Annotated in this window: 15 protein-coding genes and 1 riboswitch; of the genes, 7 read left to right on the plus strand and 8 right to left on the minus strand. The window is 71.1% G+C overall.

Annotated features, from left to right (window positions below):
- The first annotated feature begins 1 nt into the window (after nucleotide 1).
- The 3 genes from ACH495_RS12225 (at nucleotide 2) to ACH495_RS12235 (ending at nucleotide 3550) form a co-directional block, all read left to right on the plus strand.
- Nucleotides 2-1441: a condensation domain-containing protein gene (locus tag ACH495_RS12225; protein WP_396857769.1), complete on the plus strand. Its 1440-nt coding sequence runs from the start codon at nucleotides 2-4 to the stop codon at nucleotides 1439-1441.
- Between the two features lie 39 nt (nucleotides 1442-1480).
- On the plus strand, nucleotides 1481-2707 hold the full coding sequence (locus ACH495_RS12230; RefSeq protein WP_396857770.1) for an MFS transporter: 1227 nt from the start codon (nucleotides 1481-1483) through the stop codon (nucleotides 2705-2707).
- 81 nt (nucleotides 2708-2788) lie between these two features.
- Nucleotides 2789-3550: a response regulator transcription factor gene (locus tag ACH495_RS12235; protein ID WP_396857771.1), complete on the plus strand. Its 762-nt coding sequence runs from the start codon at nucleotides 2789-2791 to the stop codon at nucleotides 3548-3550.
- Here ACH495_RS12235 and ACH495_RS12240 read toward each other — a convergent pair.
- The 4 genes from ACH495_RS12240 to ACH495_RS12255 form a co-directional block, all read right to left on the minus strand.
- Complete coding sequence (locus ACH495_RS12240; RefSeq protein ID WP_396857772.1) at nucleotides 3547-4074, minus strand: hypothetical protein; 528 nt, start codon at nucleotides 4072-4074, stop codon at nucleotides 3547-3549. The genes ACH495_RS12235 and ACH495_RS12240 overlap by 4 nt on opposite strands.
- Nucleotides 4068-6302 carry a hypothetical protein gene (locus tag ACH495_RS12245; RefSeq protein WP_396857773.1) on the minus strand — a complete coding sequence of 745 codons (2235 nt, stop codon included), beginning with the start codon at nucleotides 6300-6302 and terminating at the stop codon, nucleotides 4068-4070. The genes ACH495_RS12240 and ACH495_RS12245 overlap by 7 nt, the downstream gene beginning before the upstream one ends.
- 147 nt (nucleotides 6303-6449) lie before the next feature.
- Entirely contained in the window at nucleotides 6450-7445 is a 996-nt protein-coding gene (locus ACH495_RS12250; RefSeq protein ID WP_396858045.1) for a ribonucleotide-diphosphate reductase subunit beta, read from the minus strand.
- Nucleotides 7446-7468: 23 nt separating this feature from the next.
- The gene (locus tag ACH495_RS12255; protein WP_396857774.1) at nucleotides 7469-9847 is read right to left on the minus strand and encodes a ribonucleoside-diphosphate reductase subunit alpha; all 2379 of its coding nucleotides are present in this window, start codon (nucleotides 9845-9847) and stop codon (nucleotides 7469-7471) included.
- Between the two features lie 122 nt (nucleotides 9848-9969).
- Nucleotides 9970-10181: riboswitch (cobalamin riboswitch) on the minus strand.
- An 80-nt stretch (nucleotides 10182-10261) separates the two neighbouring features.
- Here ACH495_RS12255 and ACH495_RS12260 point away from each other — a divergent pair.
- The 3 genes from ACH495_RS12260 (at nucleotide 10262) to ACH495_RS12270 (ending at nucleotide 13204) form a co-directional block, all read left to right on the plus strand.
- A complete protein-coding gene (locus ACH495_RS12260; RefSeq protein WP_396857775.1) occupies nucleotides 10262-10447 on the plus strand; it encodes a hypothetical protein in 186 nt (61 codons plus the stop codon).
- A 262-nt stretch (nucleotides 10448-10709) separates the two neighbouring features.
- Complete coding sequence (locus ACH495_RS12265; protein WP_396857776.1) at nucleotides 10710-11135, plus strand: hypothetical protein; 426 nt, start codon at nucleotides 10710-10712, stop codon at nucleotides 11133-11135.
- Between the two features lie 2 nt (nucleotides 11136-11137).
- Nucleotides 11138-13204 (plus strand): DUF6973 domain-containing protein, encoded by a 2067-nt coding sequence (locus ACH495_RS12270; protein WP_396857777.1) that lies wholly within the window; start codon nucleotides 11138-11140, stop codon nucleotides 13202-13204.
- Between the two features lie 127 nt (nucleotides 13205-13331).
- Here ACH495_RS12270 and ACH495_RS12275 read toward each other — a convergent pair whose 3' ends face one another.
- The 3 genes from ACH495_RS12275 to ACH495_RS12285 all read right to left on the minus strand — a co-directional run bounded on the left by ACH495_RS12275 (nucleotide 13332) and on the right by ACH495_RS12285 (nucleotide 16931).
- Nucleotides 13332-14501, minus strand: coding sequence for an alpha/beta hydrolase family protein (locus tag ACH495_RS12275; protein ID WP_396857778.1), 1170 nt, complete (start codon nucleotides 14499-14501; stop codon nucleotides 13332-13334).
- Between the two features lie 122 nt (nucleotides 14502-14623).
- Nucleotides 14624-15847 (minus strand): cytochrome P450, encoded by a 1224-nt coding sequence (locus tag ACH495_RS12280; protein ID WP_396857779.1) that lies wholly within the window; start codon nucleotides 15845-15847, stop codon nucleotides 14624-14626.
- Nucleotides 15848-15917: 70 nt separating this feature from the next.
- Nucleotides 15918-16931 carry a hypothetical protein gene (locus ACH495_RS12285; RefSeq protein ID WP_396857780.1) on the minus strand — a complete coding sequence of 338 codons (1014 nt, stop codon included), beginning with the start codon at nucleotides 16929-16931 and terminating at the stop codon, nucleotides 15918-15920.
- A 68-nt stretch (nucleotides 16932-16999) separates the two neighbouring features.
- On the opposite strand from ACH495_RS12285, the gene ACH495_RS12290 reads away from it, so the two are divergent.
- Nucleotides 17000-17581, plus strand: a complete 582-nt coding sequence (locus ACH495_RS12290) for a TetR/AcrR family transcriptional regulator (RefSeq protein WP_396857781.1) — start codon at nucleotides 17000-17002, stop codon at nucleotides 17579-17581.
- A gap of 103 nt (nucleotides 17582-17684) precedes the next feature.
- Here ACH495_RS12290 and ACH495_RS12295 read toward each other — a convergent pair whose 3' ends face one another.
- Nucleotides 17685-23147 (minus strand): carboxyl transferase domain-containing protein, encoded by a 5463-nt coding sequence (locus ACH495_RS12295; RefSeq protein ID WP_396857782.1) that lies wholly within the window; start codon nucleotides 23145-23147, stop codon nucleotides 17685-17687.
- Nucleotides 23148-23208 lie beyond the last annotated feature (61 nt).

Genomic DNA, 23208 nt, shown 5'->3' on the forward strand with positions numbered 1-23208 from the left:
CGTGCCGACGACGCTGCCGCTGGCGCCGAGCCAGCAGATGATGTGGGAGTTCATGACCGCGCTCGACCCGGCCCGCCCCGGCGACGCCCGGCTCGTGGTGGTGGAGTTCCGCCGGTTGGCCGGCACGCTGCGGGTCGACGTGCTGCGGCAGGCGATGCGGGACGTGGTGGACCGGCACGACGCGCTGCGGATGCGGTTCGACCGCGTCGGCACCGAGCCGGCCGTGACGATCCTGCCGCACGTCGACTCGCCCCTGGAGTACGTCGACCTGTCCGGCCTGCCGCCGGACGAGCAGCAGGCCCGCGTCGAGCAGATCGCGTACGCGCACCGCAACGACGCGTTCGACCCGGGCCGGGCGCCACTGTGGCGGGCCGCGCTGGTCCGGCTCTCCGCGACCGAGCACGTGCTCGCGCTCTGCTTCTTCCACATGGTCTCCGACGGCTGGTCCTGCCGGGTGTTCGTGGAGGACCTGTGCCACGCGTACGCGGCCCGGCTCGGCGCGGCCGATCCGCAGCCGCCGCTGGGCGTGGACTTCGCCGGCCTCGCCGCGCTCCAGGAGACGGAGCTGACGGGGGGCGGGATCGACGCCGCCACCCGGGCCGGCTGGTGGCGTGACCGGCTGCGGCCGGTGGAGCCGTACCAGCTCTTCCCGGCGTCGCCGCCGGCCCCGGACGTGCCGCTCAGCGCCGAGGTGGCCACCCGGTTCGCGTTCCCGCCCGAGGTCACCGCGCGGCTGCGCCCGGCCGCCCGGGCGGCCCGGACCAGCCCGTACGTGCTGCTGCTCGCCGCCTACCTGGTGCTGCTGTCGCGCCGGGCCGGCCGACGGCGGGTGGTGCTCGGCACCACCACGCTGGGCCGGGAGAGCCCGCTGGCGCGGCAGCTCATCGGGCAGTTCACCAACAACGTCTACCTGCCGGCGACTGTCGATCCGGACGCGCCGATGCGGGACGTGGTCACCGCCGCGCACGCCGCGCTGGCCGGGGCCATCGACCACGCGGCGCCGTTCCACCGCGTGGCCCGCGCGGTCCGACCCGACTTCCCGCACGTCCGCCCGTGGCCGGACAACCACCTGTTCGACGCCTGGTTCCAGTCGGCCGCGTCCGCCTCGCCGGTGCTGCACTGCCCGGAGCTGCGGGTGGAGCCGATCGACGTGACCGCCCGGCCCGCCCCCGGCACCCCGCCCCCGGTGCTCGCCGCGGACGTGCCGCCGGACTGCCTGCCGGTCTGGGTGAAGCGGGGTTCGCCGATCGTCGTGGTGGACGACGACCGCGCCGGCGGCGTGGTCATCCGCAACCGGGGCGTCTTCGACGACGACCTCGTGCGGGGCCTGATCGACGACTACCTGGCGGTGGTGTCGGCGCTCGTCGTCGACCCCGACCTGTCCCCGGCGCGGCTGCGCCTGCCTGACGGTGCGTGCTTCCTCGACCACGCCACGGGGTAGGACACTGACCGGCACCGATCCGAGAGAGGTACGACGACCATGACGGACACCTCGACGCATCCGCACCCGACCGGGTCACCCACGCCGCCGGTGCCCCGGCCGGTGGTACGGGCCCGCTGGTCGGTGACGCTGCTCTTCGTCATCATGGGCCTGGCCATCGGTGGCTGGTCCGCCCGCGTGCCGGACGTCCGCGACGCGGTCGGCGTCGGCAACACCGGCTGGGGCCTGGCCAACATCGCCACCAACGCGGGGGAGCTGGTCTCCCTGGTCGTGGTCGCGGTGCTGATCAGCCGGATCAACACCCGCCGGCTGGCGCTGGCCGGGGCCGCGCTGATCCTGGTCAACGCGCCGTTGCTGGCCGCCTCCGGCACGGTGGTGGCGCTGGTCTGCGGGCTCGCGGTCTGGGGCTTCGCGGCGAACCTGCTGGCCACCCCGATGAACGCCCAGTCGGTCGAGGTGCAGAAGCGCTACGGGCGGCCGATCCTGTCCACGTTCCACGCCGGCTTCAGCATCGGCATGCTGGCCGGCGGGCTCTGCGGCACCGCCGCCGCCGCGGTCGGGCTGTCCCCGTCCGCGCAGATGGCGGTCACCAGCGTCCTGCTGGGCGTGCTGCTGGTCGGCACGCACCGCTGGCTGCCGGACACGCCCCGGCAGGAGACGAAGGACGGCGAGGCCCGGCGCGGGTTGCGCGAGCGGTTCACCCCGCAGCTGCTGCTGCTCGCGGTGATCGCGTTCCTCGCCTCGTTCGTCGAGATGGCCGGCGCGCAGTGGAGCGCGCTCTACGCGACCGAGGTGGCCGGCGCGGCGGCGGTGCTGGCCGCCGCCACGTACACCTGCCTCTCGCTGGCCGCCACCGTGGCCCGGCTGTTCGGCGACCGGCTGGCCGGCCGGATCGGGCGGGTCCGCTTCGTCCGGGCGTCCGCGCTGGTCGCCGCCGTCGGCGTGGCGCTGCCGGTGGCGTACCCCCATCCCGCCGCGGTGATGGCCGGGTTCGCGCTGCTCGGCTTCGGGCTGGCCTGCGTGACCCCCACGGTGCTCGGCTTCGCCGGCGAGCAGCCCGGCCTGACCTCCGGCGAGGGGGTCTCGGTGGTGGCGATGGGGCAGTGGCCCGGGGCGCTGCTCGCCGCGCCGGTGATCGGCCTGCTCGCCGGCGCGCTGGACCTGCGTACCGCGTTCGTGGTGGTGGCCGTGCTGGCGTTGGCCATCGTGGCGTTGATGGGGCGGGTCCGGGCCCGGGCGCTGCCGGGTGAGAGCCCGGTGGCCTGACCCGGTCGGCGCGGTGTGGGGAAGGCGACCGGTGTCGGCTTGCCGACCTGGGAATCCCATGCTGGCTCCTAGGGTCGGCACGTGACGCTTCCCACCGCCGCGGCGGACCAGGCGTGGATACGCGAGGTGGCGACCGGGATCGGGGCGCTGCGGGGCCCCGCGCTCGTCGACACCGTGCTGACCGCGGTCGCCCGCCGGCTCCACAGCGAGCTGTCCACCTACGCCGAGCTCGACCTGGCCACGCTGCGCCCGCCCGGTCTCGCCACCGACCGGCCGGTGGACCGGACGCTGGTGCGCCAGATGCACCACCAGGTGACCGACCACCCGCTGTTCGCGCCGACCGTCCGCCGGTCGCACCCCTACCCGGGGACGCCGATGCAGGTGACCGATGTGCTGTCGGAGCGGCAGTGGCGGCGGCACGGGCTCTACCGTGAGGTGCTCGCGCCGCGCGGCATCGGCGCGCACACGGTCACGGTGGTGGTCGGTCCGACGCCGGTGCTGCGCTGGTACCAGTTCAACCGGGACCGCGCGTTCGACCCGCGCGAGATGGATCTGCTCACCCGTCTGCAACCGGCGCTGATCGCCGTGCACCGGCGCGCCTGCCTGCCCGCCGGGACCACCGCGCCCGGCGCGACGCTGACCGGGCGGGAGGTCGAGGTGCTGCGCGGCATCGCCGAGGGGTTGACCGTGGCGGCCACCGCGCGCCGGCTCGGCCTGGCCGCCGGCACGGTCCGCAAGCACCTGGAGCACGTGCACCGCAAGCTGGGCACCTCCGGGCCGGTCGCCACCGTCATGAAGGCGGTCGAACTCGGCATCCTGGAGGTGCCCGGCCCGCGCCCCTAGCTGGTGGCGCAGGGCAGCGGCGCACCCTGACAGGCCCGGATCAGCGATCCGATGTCGACCCGGCCGATCCGCCGGTCGGCCAGCACCACGTCCACCACGGCCGCGGTGTCGACGACCGGCAGGTCCACCACCACGTCCGCGTCCTTCACCCGAGGCGTGTCGTGCGCGTTCCGCTTGCTGTCGTACACCCGGACCGCGAGCGGATCGTCCGGCGTGAGCGTGTCCAGCACCGTCCCGGCGGCGTCGCGCACCACGAGCTGGAACGGCCCGCCGGAGTCGCGCAGCGACGAGGCGAAGCCACTGTCGATCTCCAGCAGGTTCGGGGTGGCGGACCGCGCCGACACGCGCAGCCCGAGCCGCAGGTGGGTGCCGGTGGTCGGGTCCGCCGGGTCGACGGTCGGCGCCGGCACCACCGGCGCCGCGCCGGCCGCGGTCGGCGCGGCCGGCGAGGCGACCTCCACGGCGCCCAGGAACGGCAGCGCCAACGCGGCCACGACCAGGGTACGGAGACGTCGGTTCAGCATTGCCCTCTCCCGCATCGTGCGAAGGTCGCCTCGGCGGCCCGGATGTCGTCGGCTCGTTCGACCGAGTTGTCGATCATGACGTCGGCCATCGGGCCGTCGCTGCGCCACCAACCGGTCGGGGTCACGCCGTCGGTGATCTCGTTGCAGGTGCCCGCGTCCGAACCACCCCGCCGGCAGTCCGTCAGCGAGTGGTAGGTGTTCTTCCCCTCGCCGTACCAGTAGCCGCCGTCGCAGCAGTACTCGTCGCCCTCGTGGTAGGCGCTGTGGTGCAGTTCGTGCCAGCCCACTATCGACGAGTCGGCGCTGAACACGGTGCCGGAGGCGTTGTCCCGGCAGTTGACGGTGTGCAGCACGCCGTTGGTCTCGGCGAAGCTGACCGGGCTGAACGCGCCGCGCCGGCACAACGCGTCGCCGTCCGGGCTGACCGTCACCTCGACCGGCACGTTCTGCACCCAGATCCCCACCTGCGACCAGTGCGTGCCGATCGAACTGGGGAACACCCGCGACCGGATGCCCAGCAACTGCCACGCGTTGTCGTCCACCGCGTTGCCGAACTGCCGCGCGCCGTCCAGGGTGGACGTGTCGTAGCCGGTGCCCGGCGCGTACGCCACGTCGATGGTCTGGTTCAGCGGTCGGGTGTTCACCCGCCCGCCCGCGTCCACCACCGCCGGCACGCTGGCCCGCCACAGCGGCACCAGGGTCACCCCCGGCGTCTGCGACGGCTTGGGCGGATTCAGGTCGGTGATCCGCCAGTCCGCCACCGCCGTGCGCATCTCCGGCACCCCGTCCGCCTCGCTGGCGGTCACCCGGTAGGCGACCGCCGCGCCGGCCAGGATGTCCGCCGGGATCACCGCCTGGCACTCGTCGACCTGCTCGCACGTCTTCACCACGCGGGGCGCGAGCGTCACCGGGCGCCCGATCCAACCGGCCGGACTCATCTCCACCGTGATCCGGGCCGCCGGCCGGGCGGTGTGGTCGGCGGCGACCACCTTGGCGCGGATCGACGTGCCGGGCACGGCCTGCGGGTTGACCGCCGGGACGCCCGGCTCGGCCAGCGCGTACACCTCCAGGCCGGGCGGCGGGTCGCTGACCGGCACGGTACGGGAGGTGGCCGGGAACGATCGCCCGTCGTCGGCGGTGCCCTCCAGGGTGAAGACGTAGCTGCCGGGGGTGGCCCAGGAGCTGTCGGCGTGCCGGCCGGTCCAGGTGAACGAGATCGGGCCGGCGGCGCGGCGCTGGTCGGCGCTGCGGAACACCTCGACGCCGCCGCGCAGCACCCGCATCCGGAAGGTGCCGGCGGCCGTCGCCACCGCGCTCACCACGATCGGGCCGCTGCGGTACTGCCAGTTCGTGGCCGGCTGGCTGGTCATGCTGGTGATCGCCAGGTTGACCCGCTGGACGACCCGGGCCTGGGTGGTCCGCGCCGAGGCGGCGTCGACCGGGTCGACGACGGTGATCGTGTACCCGCCCACGGCGGCGTACGACCCGTCGGACCAGCGGCCGTCCCAGTCCACGTTGAACACGCCGCCGTAGAACGACGCCTCGGCCAGCACGAACGACGCCCCGGTCGCCTGCGAGGTGACGGTGAACCGCAGCGCCGACGGCACCGACAGCGATCCGCTGATCATCAGCCGCTCGCCGAGCCGCGGGTCGAACTCGCGCGGCGTGCCGGTCGGTGGCGGCGACGAGATGGTGACGGTGGTCGGCCGGGGCGCGACGCTCACCGTGAAGATCGCCCGCGACGGTCCACCGCTGGTGGCCCACCGGGACACCCCGGCCCGGCCACCGAGCAGGTTCGTGGTCGCCCAGTCCTTCGCGGCGCCCGGGTTCAGGTCCGCCTGTTCGCGGCTGCCGCCCTCGGTGGAGTCGTCCTCCCACAGCTCGAAGGTGACCCGGAAGTTGCCGGTGACCGACCGCCCGGCGCAGACCGTGCGGTCGCCGACGATGTCCGTGCCGGCGGCCGCCGGCAGCGCCATCTCACAGCGTTGCTGCTGGCCGTCGTCCTGCGTGATGATCGCGACGCCGAACAGCTCCGGCGGGTCGCAGACGACCAGCCAGACCCGGTCCAGGCACTCGGTGGTGTGCATCTCGTCGGCCGTGACGGTGACCGTGGAGCCGTAGCTCGCCACGGCCGGCGTGGCCGGCAGCGCGGCGGTGACGGCCACCCCGACCACCGTGGCCAGTGCCGCCGCCAGGAACGGCCGCAGCCGTCGACGGATCCGTTTCATGGTGCGTCTCCCCCTCGTCCGCCGACGCCCGGGCGGGGATCGGCGCAGACAACTGTGCGGATCGGGGGCGACGCGGGCGATACGCGCATGCGCGTACCGGGAGGTCCCCGTCCCGGCCGCGGACCGCGGCCGGGACGGGGCCCGGGGTCAGAAGTCGTCGTCGAACGTGACGCTGCCGGTCACCCCGACCTGGTACGCCGACACCCGCCGCTCGAAGAAGTTCGACAGCTCCTGCACGTCCTGCAACTCCATGAACGCGAACGGGTTGCCGCTGCCGTACATCGGCGCGATGCCGAGCGCGGCCAGCCGCCGGTCCGCCACGTGTTGCAGATACTGGCGCATGTCGGCCGGCGACATCCCGGAGACGCCCTGGTCGAGCAGGTCCGCGGCGAACTGCGCCTCGCACTCCACCGCCTCGGCGAGCATGTCCCGGACCTGCCGTTCCAGTTCGGCGTCGAACAGCTCCGGCTCCTCGGCGCGTACGGTGTCCACCACGTCGAACGCGAACGCCATGTGCATCGACTCGTCGCGGAACACCCAGTTGGTGCCGGAGGCCAGCCCGTTGAGCAGCCCCCGGGAGCGCAGGAAGTAGACGTAGGCGAACGCGCCGTAGAAGAACAGCCCCTCGATGCACGCGGCGAAGCAGATGAGGTTGAGCAGGAACGCCCGGCGATCCTCGCGGGTGCGCAGCTCCCGCAGCGCGTGGACCGAGTCGATCCAGCGGAAGCAGAACTCCGCCTTGCGGGCGATCGAGGGGATGTTCTCCACCGCCGCGAACGCCGCGAACCGTTCCCGCTCGTCCGGCACGTAGGTGTCCAGCAGGTTCAGGTAGAACTGGACGTGCACCGCCTCCTCGAAGAGCTGGCGGGACAGGTAGAGCCGCCCCTCCGGCGAGTTGACGTGCTGGTAGAGGTTGAGCACCAGGTTGTTGGCGACGATGGTGTCGCCGGTGGCGAAGAACGCCACCAGCCGGGACACCAGGTGCCGCTCGGCCGGCGAGAGCTTCTCCAGGTCGGCCAGGTCGGCGTGCAGGTCCACCTCCTCGACCGTCCAGGTGTTGCGGATGGCGTCCCGGAACCGGTCGAAGAAGTGCGGGTAGCGCATTGGGCGCAGGGTCAGGTCCATGCCCGGGTCGAGCAGCATCGGTCGGGTGTCGGGGATCGTGGTCACTGGCAGGCCTCGCAGCTCTCGGGGTTCTCCAGGGAGCAGGCCGCCGCCGCGTCGTCCGCGACGACCGGGGCGAGCACCGGCGCGACGGTGGCCTGCTGGATCCGGGTGGCGGGGCGGGACCGCAGGTAGTACGTGGTCTTCAGCCCGGCCTTCCAGGCGTACCGGTACATCGAGGAGAGCTTGCCGATGGTCGGCGCGCTCAGGAACAGGTTCAGCGACTGCGACTGGTCGACGTAGGGCGCCCGCGCGGCGGCCAGGTCGATCAGCGCCCGCTGCGGCAGCTCCCACGCGGTCCGGAACAGCTCCCGCACCTCGGCCGGCAGCTCGGTGATGCCCTGTACCGAGCCCTCCGCCCGTTTGATCCGGTCGCGGACCTCCGGCGTCCACCGCCCGCGCGCCTTCAGCTCCCGCACCAGGTACGTGTTGACCTGGAGGAACTCGCCGGACATGGTCTCGCGCTTGAACAGGTTCGACACCTGCGGCTCGATGCACTCGTAGCAGCCGGCGATCGAGGCGATGGTGGCGGTCGGCGCGATCGCCACCAGCAGCGAGTTGCGCAGCCCGTGCGCGGCGATCCGGCCCCGCAGCGCCGCCCACCGGTCGACCTGGGTCGGCGCCGCACCCCACAGGTCCGGGTGCAGGTCGCCCTTCGCGGCCCGGGTCCGGTCGTACGCCGGATGCGGCCCGAACCGTTCGGCCAGCCAGGCGGAGGTCTCCAGCGCGGTCAGCAGGATCTCCTCCTGGACCCGGGTGGACAGCTCCATCGCCTTCGCCGAGTCGAACGGCAGGCGCAGCGTGAAGAACGCGTCCTGGAGGCCCATCAGGCCCAGCCCGACCGGCCGCCAGCGCGGGTTCGAGGCTGCCGCCTGCGCGGCCGGGTAGTAGTTGATGTCGATCACCCGGTCCAGGAACACCACCGCGGTGCGTACCGTGGCCCGCAGCTTCTCCCAGTCGACCCCGTCGGCGGTGACGTGCGCCCCCAGGTTGACCGAGCCGAGGTTGCACACCGCCGTCTCGGCGTCGTCGTTGACCTCCAGGATCTCGGTGCACAGGTTGGACAGGTGGATCACGTTCCCCGGCTCGCCGGTCTGGTTGGACAGCCGGTTCGCGGCGTCCTTGAACGTCATCCACCCGTTGCCGGTCTGCGCGAGCGTCCGCATCATCCGCCCGTACAGGTCGCGGGCCCGCACGGTGCGCACCGCCTTCTTCTCCGCCGCCCGGTACGCCGCGTCGAACGCCTCGCCGTACAGGTCGGGCAGCTCCGGCGCGTCGGAGGGGTCGATCAGCGACCAGTCGCCGTCCGCCTCGACCCGGCGCATGAACTCGTCCGGGATCCAGTTGGCCAGGTTCAGGTTGTGGGTCCGCCGGGACTCCTCGCCGGTGTTGTCCCGCAGCTCCAGGAACTCCTCCACGTCCGGGTGCCACGGCTCCAGGTAGACGCAGGCCGCGCCCTTGCGCCGGCCGCCCTGGTTCACCGCCGCCACCCCGGCGTCGAGCGTCTTCAGGAACGGCACGATGCCGTTCGAGCGCCCGTTGGTGCCCCGGATCAGCGCGCCCCGGCCGCGCACCCGCGACCAGGAGATGCCGATGCCGCCGGAGAACTTCGACAGCTTCGCCACCTGGTGGTAGCGCTCGTAGATCGAGTCCAGCTCGTCGCGCGGGGAGTCCACCAGGAAGCATGACGACATCTGGGTGTGCCGGGTGCCCGAGTTGAACAGCGTGGGGGAGCTGGGCAGGTAGGCCAGGCTCGACATCAGCCGGTAGAGGCCGACCGCCTCGTCCGGGGTGTGGGACAGCCCGCAGGCCACCCGCAGCAGCCAGTACTGCGGCGTCTCCACCACCAGCCGCGACTCCGGGTGCCGCAGCAGGTAGCGGTCCGCCACCGTACGCAGTCCGAAGTACTCGAACCGCAGGTCGCCGGCCGGGTCCACGGCGTCGTCCAGCGCGTCGGCGTGGCGGGCCACGAACGCGGCGGTGTCGTCGCCGATCAGCCCCAGCCCGTGCGCGTACGCGATCGACTCGCTGAAGCGCGTCACCTGCTGCCCACGGACCTCCTCGTCCACGTACGCGGCCAGCAGTCGGGCGGCCAGCCGGGAATATTGCGGCTCCTCGCCGATCAGCTCCGCCGCGGTCTGGATCGACAACCGGTCCAGCTCCGCGGTGCTCGCCCCGTCGTAGAGCCCGCTGATCGTCCTCGTGGCGACCCGCAGCGGATCGACCTCGTCCAGGTCGGCGACCCAGCGCTCGACCGCCCGGACGATCCGGTTGACGTCCACCGGCTCGGTGTCGCCGTCGCGCTTGCGGACCCGCATCGCCAGCCGGCGCTGCTCCGGCCCGGCGACGCCGGGCCGGGGACTCTCCTGCACGACCGTCATGACCTCTCCCTCGCTGTCACCGATGGCCTCGGCCGCGCGGGGGAACGCCAACGGGCCCGGCACGCACGGCCGGCCCGGCTGCTGGCGTCGGTCGTCCCGCGCGACCTTCGACCGCCGCGCGCGGCAGCGCACGGCGCGCTGGCAGGTCTTCGGACTCGCGGGCCGGACCGGTTCGGTCGCCTACTGGCCGTCGCTTCCCAGGCCGGTGGCCCAGTGCTGATGACGGCGGTCGTTCCCACTTACCGCTGCGGGGCAGTCCCGGACTTCCACCGGGTTCCCTCTTGCCTCGACCACGCCCGACGGACGCGGCCGAACCAGCTGCGGGGACACCATATCTGGCGGTGATGGCCGGCGGGCAACACCAGATGTCGCGTCGGGCGTGTCGGGACTCGACGCGTTACGACCTGTTCTCCGATGACCGAGCCAGTGGGGACCGCGCTGGTCGGCTCGCAGGGCAACCTCGGCGCGGTCGAGCAGACGCCGCTGGTCCGCGGCCTCACCGCGCTGGCGGCGCATCTGTCCTGGACCGGTCTGACCGCTGGCGCGGGAAGGCGCGGGCCCCGCCCAACGCATTCGGTAGAGGCGGAGTCCTCCAATTAGGGCCTGTGTCGTAGGTCGGGCTGGCGGTGCCGAGGTCATGGCGCGGCGGTGAGTCGACGACTGAAGAGGTCCTGTATCTGATTCTACGACCAAGCAAGAACCTCATGCCGCCCAACCGCCGATCTGACGGTCGCGCAGGCGGCCCGCGTTGTCGAATCCTGGATTTCCAGGAGATGACTCACGGACACTTCGAAGATGCGAGGATCGTATCCAGCGGGGCTTGGCTGGTTGTGTAGGACTTCGCCAAAGGAGAGGCGGTCAGATGGCAACTACCTACGTATACGGCTCCACGAATGCCGATGAAGGCGTTACTGTATCACTTCAGCAAATTGGCCCTGACCTCGGCAGCGCAATCCTGTCCAATAGCGTGCTCGGGAAATCCAAAAAGCGCATTGAGATTGCGAGGCTTGCGCGAGCAGTCGACGAAGGCGTTTATATCTCACACTTCTCATTCTTTGTTGAATCTCAATACATAGCGTCATTGCAGGTGCTCCTTGTGGGTGGTGGGCTTACGAGCGCAATTTGGTGGCGATGGCAGGTTGCCAGAGAGGAGTCGTGCAGGTGGGTCACCGACCATAACGATCATCAGGTATTGAGTACCGCGAATGGAAAGACGTATGCGCTGCATATAGCGGGAGAAGCGACCATAGGTTACGACGACATCGCTATTCGACTTGAGAGGGCATAACGATGCCCAGCTATATCTACCTTACGAATCCGGGAGACCATCCGATCTCTCTTTCTATTCGCCAACTCGGCCCCACGGACGCCTACAACGACATGTATCACCTTCTCGTGAATGAGGTTGCGCCCGGATCGAGCCGGGTCAAAGTCATGCAGGTGGATCGTTCGGGAAGGGTTGGAACGGGCGTCCACATAGGGATGGCCGAGCTTGTCATGCACTCGTTACCCATTCGTGAATTCCTCGGGTCCTTGCAGATCCTGCTGAGCGAGCAAGGGCCCAACGTAGTGCCGTTGAAGAATTACATGCAATTTGCACTGAGGGTGCCCGCCGCCAGTCAGCAAAGATTTGTTAGTGACTACGAACGGCACGACGTTCAGTTCCGGACGGGCAACAACAGCACGATTACGTGCAGCGCCCAAGGGCAGAAAACCGTAGGGTTTGATGACGTTGAAATAACCGTGTACGTCAAGGCTAATCGGATGGTCGCGCAGAGTGAACAGATTAATCCAAGTCAATTTACTCCGGTGCTTTTGTTTGAGAAGACGCAACTTTCTTCCCAGTATCGACAGGGTGACCCGTATCAGCTTTTCCAAATTCGGGGAGCTAGTCGATTGGTCGTGAATTTCATGGTGCCTAACGCTGTGCGTGACTATGGCAAAGGAAGCGCATACCTTCACCTGAATCACTGCGGAACAGCCGCAGATAGTATTATCAAGATGACTATCAATAGCGCGATTCTACGTTCAGGTTACAAGGATTTGCCACGCGCAAGTTTCGGAGTTCAAACTTTCGAGATTCCTTACTCTGCCCTGAGGATGGAAGATGCAAATCAATTAGAAATAATGCTTTCCTCCGATAGTTCTGGGTACTATTGCCTTTCTGACGTCTCGTTTTCCTTCGAGGACGCACACCAGTGTCGGGAATATTCAAGGGCATGTCACGCAAGTGCAGTTCCAGCGGGGATGTTGTACAACTCGACCACGATTACCGATGCCCACCGGAAGGGAAACCCCTATCTTCTATTCAGTCAGTCGAGCTCATCCTGCCTAATTGTTTTCGCCATCCCAGGTAACTTCCGAAATCTGAACCAAGGAACGCTCACGATCTCCCTTAATCATTGCGCGGCGGGTGTGCGGGGCAAGGTGGACATGTACCTGAACGGCAGCGCCTACCGGTTGGCGTACGGGGACGCCCCTAATGAGAGTTTCGGCGTCCAAAATTTCGAGATACCATTTTCCGCACTAAGGCTCGGAAGTGATCCGAATTACTTTGAAATTCGTCTGAGCTGTTCCGCGTCGGGAGCCCAGGCGCAATATTGGCTCTCGGACGTGACGCTCGAGTACCGAACAATACTCCCTGAAGTGACACGGGCTGGCTATGACAACTATGTTAAGAATTGGGTGTTGGAGCATCGCTCAAATATAAGGGAGCTCGAGGCGGTGCCGAGAGATGACATGTCGGCGTTCGACTTCATGCTAAACGCGCCTAGCTGGTTCTACCTACCCTTTCTGCCCATTTCGCCGACCGAGCTTGGTGTTTTGATCAAGAGTTTCCCTGTGAGATTCGCCTGGGTTGGTTGGGAGGTGCGGGGCATGAACCAGAAAGCGAGGGCATTCCACCCCGAGTTGCTGTCCACGGATCTTGCGCGAAAGAACGCACTGAGACACTCCTACTGGACAGCTCTACTTACGAGGCAGTATGGAGCACTCTTTGCTGATGATTTGAGCAACGCTCACGAATATGCGCACGTCGACCTTACCATCGAAGGGCCATTCGACCATGTTACGGACAAGATCAACAATGCGGTAGGGATCGAACTGGCAAAGAATGATAAGTCCACGCCCTGTGAGGTTTTGATAGAGAAGGCTTGGGATCAAGGCAGGCTGGCTTGGGCCAAAAATTTCCGGACCGAGAATGGGCGACAGCAAGCGGACATTTATTGGCAGATGCCGTTGAACAAGCTCGCGAATGATTTCAACGTCATACCAGATTTCAATTCAGTAGAACTGGAAACGTTAAAGAGGATGGGTGTGCTGGTTCCGGCGAAACGCCCAATCCATGATGAGCTCTGATGCTCCAGGAGGTGCTCATTTTAAGGGATCAGTCAGGGCTTGCCGGGTGTAGTGGCTGATCTTGGCTGTGGCTTGATTCCGTCGTCGGAAGATGGACCAGACGATGACGTCGCCGGTGCGTCGGCGCTCAGGCCACGAACGACACCTCGGGGAACGAGCGGCTCGGGCCGCGCAGCAGGTGACCCCGGTGCCGCAGGTGCAGGTCGAAGAAGGCCAGCGGGTACGCCTGCTGGATGCGTACCGCCCGTGCCGGGTCGAGGGTGCCGATCCAACCGGCGAGGTCCTCGTCGCTCATCCCGATCACCCGGGCCAGTTGCGGCACCAGCCACTGGTTGTCGCCGTACGACTGGTGGAGCGCGCCGGCGGCCTGGACGTTGAGCCGCCAGCCGTGCAGGTGCGACCAGAACTCGGCGACGGCGGGCTCCGTGACGCGGGTGTACTCCGCCGTCATCAGCATGAACGGCCGGTCCAGGTCGGTGGTGGGCCGAGGCTGCGACAGCATCGGGCCGTCGAAGCTCAGCCCGGCGCGTATCCGTTGGTCGGTGCCCATGGTGAGCGCGGTCGCGGTGCCCCCCTTCGACCAGCCGAACATGCCGATCCGGTGCGGGTCGAGCGCCGCGCCCAGCCCGGCCGGGAGCGGCCGGCGGTCGACGTCGGGGTTGCCCCCGGCGGCGAGGACGCCGATCTGGTCCAGCACGAACCGGATGTCCCGGCTGTAGGTCCACGGTGTCGAGTCGTAGTCGTCCTCCCGGACGGTCACCCGGCCGTCCGGGAACTCGGTGGGCCCGTCGTACGTGTGGTCCACCGTGACCACCACGTATCCGTGGCTGGCGAGTTCCTGGACCACGATGGTGGTGTCCGAGCGGTGGCTGCCCGCGCCGTGCGAGTAGACCACCACCGGCAGCCGACGGGCGGCGCGTCGCACCGGCGCGCCCTCGTGGCCGGCGGTCAGCGGCGCCAGCACCGTGTCGGGGTCGAACCCGGTGGACTCCAGCAGCGCGCGTAGCGACGCGGCGGTCATCCACGGGGCGCGCGGGTGTCGCCACACGTCCCGGGCCGGATACCAGACGCTGACCATCAGCTCGCGGAACCGGCCCGGCCCGGCCAGCGGGTCCGGCTGGGACCGGTCGACCAGGTGCAGTGCAACCGTGCCCACCGGGTGCGGCCCGGTCGGCGCGGGCAGCGTGAGCCGGACGGGGCCGGAACGGGCCGACGCGGCCGGCGCGCGGCCGGCGACGCCGAGCGACGCGCCGGCTCCCACCGCCAACGCGGCTCCGACCAGGCCGCGACGGGTCATGCCTCGTCCTGCGACAGGTGTCTCGGTCATCACGGGGCCTCCTCGGTTGGGATTAGACACTCAGTATATATACCGAGTGTATAGAGGCAAGGGGGTGACCTGGTCCGGCCTCGGTGCCGCGTCTACCAGGTCACCGGCAACCCGGCCGGGCCGAGGATGGCGTGGCCCGCCTTCCACGGCACCTCGGCCGGCGGCACCGCGAGGCGCAGGCCGGGCAGCTCCCGCAGCAGCAGGCCGAGCGCGGTGCGGACCTCCAACGCGCCCAGGTGGGCCCCGATGCAGTAGTGCGGGCCGTGCCCGAAGGACAGGTGCGGGGTGGGCGTCCGGTCGAAGTCCATCCGTTCCGGGTCCGGGAACACCGCCGGGTCGCGGTTGGCGGCGTCGTGCGAGGGGACCACGATGTCGCCCTCGGTCAGTCGGGCGCCGCTGGGCAGCGTCACGTCCGCCATCACCCGCCGCGGCATCTCGTCGCCGTTGGACGTGGAGTGCAGCCGCTCCAGCTCGGCGACCGCGCCGTCCAGCCGGTCCGGGTGCGCGACCAGGTACGCCCAACCGGTGCCGTCCGGCCCGTACGGCTCGGTCTGGAGCACGTGGACGAACGTGGCGATCGAGCTGGCCGTGGTCTCCCACCCGCCCACCACCAGCGAGATCGGCAGCTTGATCTGGACGTCCACCGGCTCGTCGTCGGCGGCGGTCGCGATCCGGCCGAGCAGGTCGGCGCCGGGCTGCCCGCGTCGCTGTTCGAGCTGGCCCCACAGGTAGCCGCCCATCTCCTCGGCCGACCGGGCGGCCTGCTCCCGGCTCAGGTCGCCGGCGCCGAGGAACATGTCGCCCCACCGGCGGAACCGCATCCGGTCGTCGGCCGGCAGCCCGAGCAGGTCGCAGATCACGTCCAACGCGAACGGGACCGCGAAGTCCCGGACCAGGTCCGCCGGCGTGCCCCGGGCCACCATCGCGGCCAGCCGCTCCTCGGCCGCGGCCCGCACCGCGTCGCGCAGCTCGTCGACGGCCGGTCGGGTGAACGCGTCCTTCACGGTGCCGCGCACGCGGGCGTGCTCGACGCCGTCCATGCCGAGCATGGTGCCGGCCACGTCGACCTCGTCGGCGTACGCGGCGGCGGCCCGGGAGAAGACGTCCTGCCGGCGCAGCACCTCCCGCACGTCGGCGTACCGGCAGATCAGCAGTGCCGGGACCGGCTCGCCGCCGACCCGGCGCACGATCGGCACCACGCCGGGGCCGGCGGCGAAGCGGGCGTAGTCGGGGTGCTTGCGCGGGCCGGGCGGCCGGTTGACGCCGTCGGCGTCCTGGTAGAAGGGATGGGGTCGGCGGGCGTCGATGTCCGTCATCCGTCCACAGTGCCAGCTCCGGCCCGGTCGCGGGACCCCGCCGGCCGGTGCCGGGCTGCCAAGGGACGGGTCAGGCGGCGGTCCGGCTCAGGGCGCGGGAGCGGCCGTACTCGGCGAGGGCGTGGAACGCGGCCTTGGGGGTCCACGAGCCGTCCGGCAGCACGCGCACGATTCCCCGCGCCGCCAGGTCGTAGTCGTGCTCGGGATCGTCGGTGGTGGGCAGGTGCCGGTTCGCGAACGTGTACACGAACGCCGCCTCCACGCCGCCGGCCTCGTAGTCGCGCAGCAGGTCGACGACGTAGCGGGCCTGGCCCTCCTCGTCGCGCTCCAGCGCCGCGGTGAGCGTCGCGGCCCGGCCGTGCTCGTCGTAGGTCACCGGTTCCGTCGCGCCCGCGACGTCGGCGGCGCCCCGGAACGTGCAGCAGCCGAACTCCGTCGCGGCGTACGGCTTGCCCTGTCCCACCGCGGCCGCGAGGCTCTGCGGGAACGCCGCGGCGTTTGTCGCGTCGCGGTAGCCGGCGTCGCTGGCGATGATGTCGAACGGCGTCCAGTCGACGTCCTCGAGGGGGATCGAGGCGTATCCGACGGGGCCGCCGAAGCGCGCCCGCACGGCGGGTACCGCTTCGGCGAAGAAGTCGCGCACCGCGGCCCGGGCGACCGGGACCGCCTCCCGCATCCGCATCGGATCGGTGAACAGCGCCAGACGTTCCGGCAGGTCACGGCCGGGCAGGAACCCGTCGGTGAACATGGAGATCTCGGAGCCGGTGAGATACACGACCGAGGCGCCGTCCCGCCGCAGCCGCTCGGCCCGCTCGGCGCCGTCGAGCACGAACGCCATCAGCCCGTCGCGGTCCAGGCCGTTGGTGAACGGGCAGTACCACACCTCGAGCCCCGCCTCGGCCGCCAGCCGCGCGGTCAGTTCCAGCCGGTCCTGGACGCCGCCGGTGATCCGCACCGCGTCGCAGTGCAGCTCGTCGCGGATGACCCGCAGGTCCCGCCGTACGGTCTCGGGGTCGAACGGCTCGTGGGTGGTGGACCCGGCGCTCACGAAGCCGGTGTCGTAGTTCATGCCGAAGACGCGCATCAGGCGTTCCTCTCTCCTCTTACGGTACGCCGCGTACCTTATAAGGTACGTCGAGTACCCTGCAAGCCATGGGCACGCGGCGTCGGGGCGAGGAACTGGAACGGGCGATCCTGCACGCCGCCGCGGCGGAACTACGCGAGTCCGGGTACCCGGGGATGACCATGGACCGGGTCGCCGCCCGCGCCGGGACCAACAAGAACGCCATCTACCGCAGGTGGCCGCACCGGGCGGCGCTGGGCATCGCGGCGTACCGCCACCTGTCCGACGCCGCCATGCCGAACCCGGACACCGGAACGCTGCGGGGCGACGCGCTCGAGATGCTCCGACGGGCCAACGAGACGTGGGCCTCGCCGCACGGGACGATCCTGCGCGGCCTGCTCGCCGCCGCGGCCGACGACCCGGAACTGCTCACCCTGATGCGCGAACGCTCCGGCGCGGACACCATGGACCGCGCGTGGCTCGGCATGCTCGAGCGGGCCGCGGCCCGGGGCGAGGCGCCGGCGGCGGCCGTCCGTGCCCGGGTGGCGACGGCGCCGATGATGCTGCTCCGCGCCGAGTACGCGATGCGCGGCATCCCGTCGGTGCCCGACGAGGTGCTGGTCGAGATCGTGGACGAGGTGTTCCTGCCCCTGGTCCGCGGCCACCGCTGACCCGGTGAGCACATCACTGCCGGTTCCGCCCGGTCGAGCACCGCCACACGCGAAACGGCGGGCGGGCCCGATGGCCCGCCCGCCGTTGTCGGCAGAACGTCGGTCAGCCCCGACGCGCCTCGATCGCCTCGATGACCCGGGGACGCAGCTCGGCGGCACGGATCACCGCGTCCACCGAACCGACCTCGACCGCGCGCTGGATGCTGTGCACCCGGTCGAACTCCGTGGCCACCTCGCCCAGCTTCTCGGCCCGCACCGACGACCGCAGCTCGTCCAGCTCCGCGGTGAGCGTCGCGCGTTCGGTGCCGGCGGCGGCCCCGACCCGGCCCTCCAGCTCGCGTACCCGGGGATCGGCGGCGGTCCGCGCGGCGACCTCGCCGGCGAAGACCACGGCGGCGGCCGGCGCGCCACCGAGCACCGAGGCGTACGAGCCCTCGATCGCCAGCACCGTCATGGCCGGGTTGAGCGCCTTGGAGAACACCACGAACGCGCCGCCGTGGTAGCGCGAGATCACGCAGAACACGATCGGGCCGCGGAAGTTCACGATCGCCCGGCCGATCTCGGCGCCGTACTCCAGTTGCAGCTTGCGCATCGACTCCGGCGAGCCGTCGAAGCCGGACAGGTTGGCCAGCACCACCAGCGGCCGGTTGCCGCTGGCCGCGTTGATCGCCCGCGCGGCCTTCTTCGACGACCGGGGGAACAGCGTGCCGGCGGTGTAGGTGTCCGGGCCGTCGGTGGGCGGGAAGCCGTGCCGGGGCACCGACCGGGACTCGATGCCGAGCAGGCACACCGGGATGCCGCCCAGGTGCACGTCCTGCACCACAGCGGTCTCCGCGTCGGCCATGCCCGCCCACCGCTCCAGCACCGGGTGGTCCTGGTCCGCGAGGGCCCGCATCACGGTACGGATGTCGAACGGCTTCTTCCGGTCCGGGTTCGCGGTCGCCGAGAAGATCTCGCCGACCGTGGTGAAGTCGCTGCCGGCCACCGCGTGCGGGAAGGTCGTGACGTCCCGGTCCACCGGGTCGGTGGTGGTGGCGCGGCGCGGCGCGTCCTCACCCGGCGCCACGTACGTGTGGTCGTAGTGCGCCATCAGCACGTCCCGCGCGGCCGGCAGGTCCGGCGCCCAGTACTGCGCCTGCCCGTTCGGGCCCATCACCCGGTCGTAGCCGCCGATGCCGAAGTTGTCCTCGGCGGACACGCCGCCGGAGAAGTCCAGCGACTGCTTGCCGGTGAGCACCATCGCCGAGTCCGGCGTCATCACCAGCACACCCTTGGTGTGCATGAGCATCGTCGCCTCGGCGTTCCAGTACGGCTGGGCGCCGACGTTGATGCCCGCCACCACGATGTTGATCTCGCCGCCGGCCTGGGTGAACTCGACGATCCGCTTGAGCGCCGCGGCCACCCAGTCCATGTTCTCGGTGCCCGAGGTCATCGAGATCCGGGCGCCCGCGGAGAGCGCGTACCACTCCAGCGGCACGCCCATCCGCTCCGCCAGGTCCAGCGCGGCGATCACCCGCCGGCACTCCGGCTCCGACAGCGCGCCGAGCGACTTGGTCGGGTCGCCGAGCAGCACCACCCGGGTCACGCCGTCCGGGTGCCGCGGCGTCGGCGTCCGGACCACGCCGGCCACGATCGCGGCGTCGTTGCGGCCCTTCGGCCGGTCCACCGGCACCAACCTGTGGTCGGCGTCCAGGTCGTGCTCGGTGAAGTCGCCGAGCAGCCCGGTCAGCTCGTACGGGTAGACCGTGTTGCGGCTGGCTGCCCGCAGCACCTTCAGCCGGTAGTCGTCCAGCGGCTCGACCGGCTCGGTCGGCGGCTCGCCGACGGTGAGCCGGGCCCGCCCGGTGACGTCGAACGTGATCCGGACGCCGACCTTGGTCAGCTCGCCGGTGCGGCGGTCACGCTGGCGCGCGACGAACAGGATCTCCTCCAGGTCCGCGCCGACAGTGGTCGGGCGCATCCGGGTGGCGATCAGCTCCATCTCCTCGCGGGTCAGCTCGCTCGGCGGCCAGACGTAGATGACGATCCGGTTGGTCGGGAACCGGACCTTCGACGGCCGCCGGGACTGCGCCCGCCGGATCGAGTCGATGCAGGCGGTGACCGCGTCCTCGGTGGTCGGCAGCGCGACCAGCCGGCCGTCCTGCTCGCGCAGCTCGGTCAGGTCGCGGACCTGCGCGAACGCGACGAGCCGCTGGTCGGACCGGTTCTCCCGGGCGACCGCCTGGAAGAGGTAGACCTCCTCGTCCAGCGACGGCAGCCGGGTCAGGTCGAACCGGTGCAGCCGTTCCAACTGCATCCGCTGCGCGATGTACGGGTGCAGGCCCCGGATCAGCCGCTCCTCGACCATCGCGGTCCCGTCCGGACGGAACGTGAAGTGGTGGTGCATCACCGCGCCGCCGCGCCCGGCCACCGTGGTGGTGAGCCGGCGGACCCGGTCCGGCAGCGGATGCGCGTTGATCACGTCGAGCAGCGCGGCGACGGTGGCGTCGAAGTCCTCGGGCTGGTTCTCCCAGGCCAGGTAGACGTCCGCGTCGACCGCGTCGCAGTCCCCGGCGACCTCGGCCAGCCCGCGCAGCGCGTCGCCGAGCGCGTCGAACCGTACCGCCGCCGACACCACGCTCGACTCCGCGCGCCCGGCCACCACGAACACGCAACCCCCGGCGGTGCGGGTGCGGACGCCGGTGAGCGCCTTGTTGCCGTAGTAGCGGCGGGTCAGCACCTCCAGCATGGTCGCGTTGTCCAGGTTGTCCCGGACCAGCCGCTGACCGAGCAACCGGACCAGTGGCTCCGTGCTGCGAACCATCTCGGCGACCCGCTCGTCGCGGTCCGGCGCGTCCGGGTGGGTGTCGAGGTGACGCAGGTGCGACCGCACCCGCGCGTACACCCGGGCCCGGTTGCGACGCAGCAGCGGCTGCGCGAACCAGGCGAAGACCACGCCCCGGGCCAGATCGGCGACGACCGGGAAGCGGACCTGGGTGGCCGAGATGAGCCGCTCCAGCGCGAGCCCGGCGGGCTCCCGCAGCGCCGCGTCCGGCGGCGACTCCCGCAGCCAGGACCGCAGCAGCGCGGCGATCACGGTGGCGTCGGCGGTGGCCCGCTGCTGGGCCAGGAAGATCCGGAACACCGCGGCCTCGAGCGCGGGGGAGCGGTCCAGCTCGGTGACGCCGTAGTGGCCGAGCGCCTTGGCCAGGCGGGCCCGGAACGGCTCCGGTGACCCGGCCCGCTCCACGTCGAGGCTCTGCAGGTAGGTGTGGAAGTGCTCGCGGGCGCTGTGCAGGTGCCCGCCGGGGCCGTCCTCGCCGCTGGGCCGGTTGCGGCTCAGCTCGGCCAGGTCGGCGAAGACGTCGACCAGCTCCAGCTCCTCGGCCAGCGGCCGGTGCCCGGCGTCGGTGGCGGCCCGGCGCGCGTCGAGGTAGTCGTCGAGGACCCGGCGCTCGTCGTGCGGGTCGACGTCGAAGCCCAGCAGCAGGCCGCGCAGGTCCTCCTGGCCGCGCTCGACCCGGGTCCGCGCCGGGACGTCCGCGGGCGCGGCGGGCAGGTCCAGCTCGACGGCCGCCTCGACCGGGGCGGCGGCGGTCTCGGCGCCCTCCTCGGCGACCGGCTCCAGGCGCAGCAGCGGCGCGCCGGCCTCCACCTGCGTGCCGACCGCGACGGAGCACTCCTTGAGGCGGGCCCGGAACGGCGCCCGCAGCACCGTCTCCATCTTCATCGCCTCCAGCACCAGCACCGGCGCGCCGGCCTCGACCTCCGCGCCGACCTCCAGGGGCGTGGCCACGACCAGCGCCGGCATCGGGGAGCGCAGCACGCCGCCCTCGTCGCGGCTGATCCGGTGCGTGACGCCGTCCACCTCGACCAGGTGGACCGGCCCGTGGGTGCCGGTGAGCAGGCGGTAGCGGATGCCGTTGACGGTGATCTGCCCGGTGTGGCGGTCGAAGCGGTCCAGCTCGACGTCGGCGGTACGCGCGTCGCCGCCGGCCTCGATGCCGACCCGGAACCGGTGCGCGCCGACCCGGGCCACCCGCATCCGGTAGCTCACCCCGCGCAGCTTCAGGTCCAGCGGCCGGCCGCTGCGGTGCTGCACCTGGGGCCGGCCGCCGGCCGCGGTGGAGAGCAGCCGCTGCCGTTCGGCGGTCTCGTCCTCCTCGTACGCCTCGATCGCGGCGGCGGCGAGCGCGACCGCGGAGTGCCGGTGCCCGACCAGCCGGCCCTCGCCCCGGACCCGGTCGATCCAGCCGGTGTCCGCGCTGGCGTCGATCACCTCGGGCTGGTCGAGCAGGTCCAGCACGAAGCTCTTGTTGGTCGCGCCGCCCTCGATGACCACGATGGTGTCCGCCATCGCGCGGCGCAGCCGGCCGAGCGCCTCGTCCCGGTCCCGGCCGTAGGCGATGATCTTGGCGATCATGGAGTCGAAGTCGGCCGGGATGGTGTCGCCCTCGCTGACCCCGGTGTCCACCCGGATGCCCGGGCCGGCCGGCAGGTCCAGCCGGGTGATCCGCCCGGGGGAGGGGGCGAAGTCGCGGTCCGGGTCCTCGGCGTTGAGCCGCGCCTCGATGGCATGCCCGCGCTCGACCGGCGGCGTGCCCTCCAGTCGCCCGCCGCCGGCGACGTGCAACTGCGCCTTGACCAGGTCGAACCCGGTGGTCGACTCGGTGATCGGGTGCTCCACCTGGAGCCGGGTGTTCACCTCCAGGAAGGCGAAGAGCCGGTCACCGGGGTGGTAGAGGAACTCCACAGTGGCCGCGCCGCGGTAGCCGACCGCGACGGCCAGCCGCTCCGCCGACGTCTTCAGCTCGGCGACCTGCGCCGCGTCGAGCAGCGGCGAGGCCGACTCCTCGATCACCTTCTGGTTGCGCCGCTGCACCGAGCAGTCCCGGACGCCGAGCGCCCACGCGGTGCCCTGCCCGTCCGCGATCACCTGCACCTCGACGTGGCGGGCGCCGGTGACCAGGCGCTCCAGGAACACCACGCCGCTGCCGAACGCCCGTGCCGCCTCCTGGCTGGTGCGCTCGTACGCGTCGGCCAGCTCCGCGTCGCTGCGCACCACCCGGATGCCGCGCCCGCCGCCGCCGGCGGTCGCCTTCAGCATCAGCGGGTAGCCGATCTCCGCCGCGGCGGCCACCGCCGCCTCCAGGCTCTCCACCGCGCCGCGGCTCCACGGCGCGACCGGCACGCCGACCTCCTCGGCGATCAGCTTGGCGCCGATCTTGTCGCCGAGCTTGCGCATCGCGTCCGCGCTCGGCCCGACGAACGTGACGCCGACCTTCTCGCACAGCTCGGCGAAGGCCGGGTCCTCGGCCACGAAGCCCCACCCCACCCACGCGGCGTCCGCGCGGGTCTCCACCAGCGCGCGTTCCAGCGCCTTGAGGTCGAGGTACGGGCGGGCGGACGCGGGCCCGAGGTCGTACGCGACGTCCGCCTCGCGGACGAAGGTGGCGGTGCGGTCGACGTCGGTGTACAGCGCGACGGTCTCGATCCGGCTGCCGGTCTCCGCGGCCAGTTCCCGGACCGCGTGGATGAGCCGCATGGCGGCCTCACCACGGTTGACGATGGCGACACGGGTGAACACGTGACCGTCCCCTTCGGTAGACCCACGGTGGTGCGCCGGGTGGCGGCGGTGCCTCCGGCTT

The sequence above is a fragment of the Micromonospora sp. NPDC018662 genome, from assembly GCF_044391475.1.
In the GTDB taxonomy this organism is placed as follows: Bacteria; Actinomycetota; Actinomycetes; order Mycobacteriales; family Micromonosporaceae; genus Micromonospora.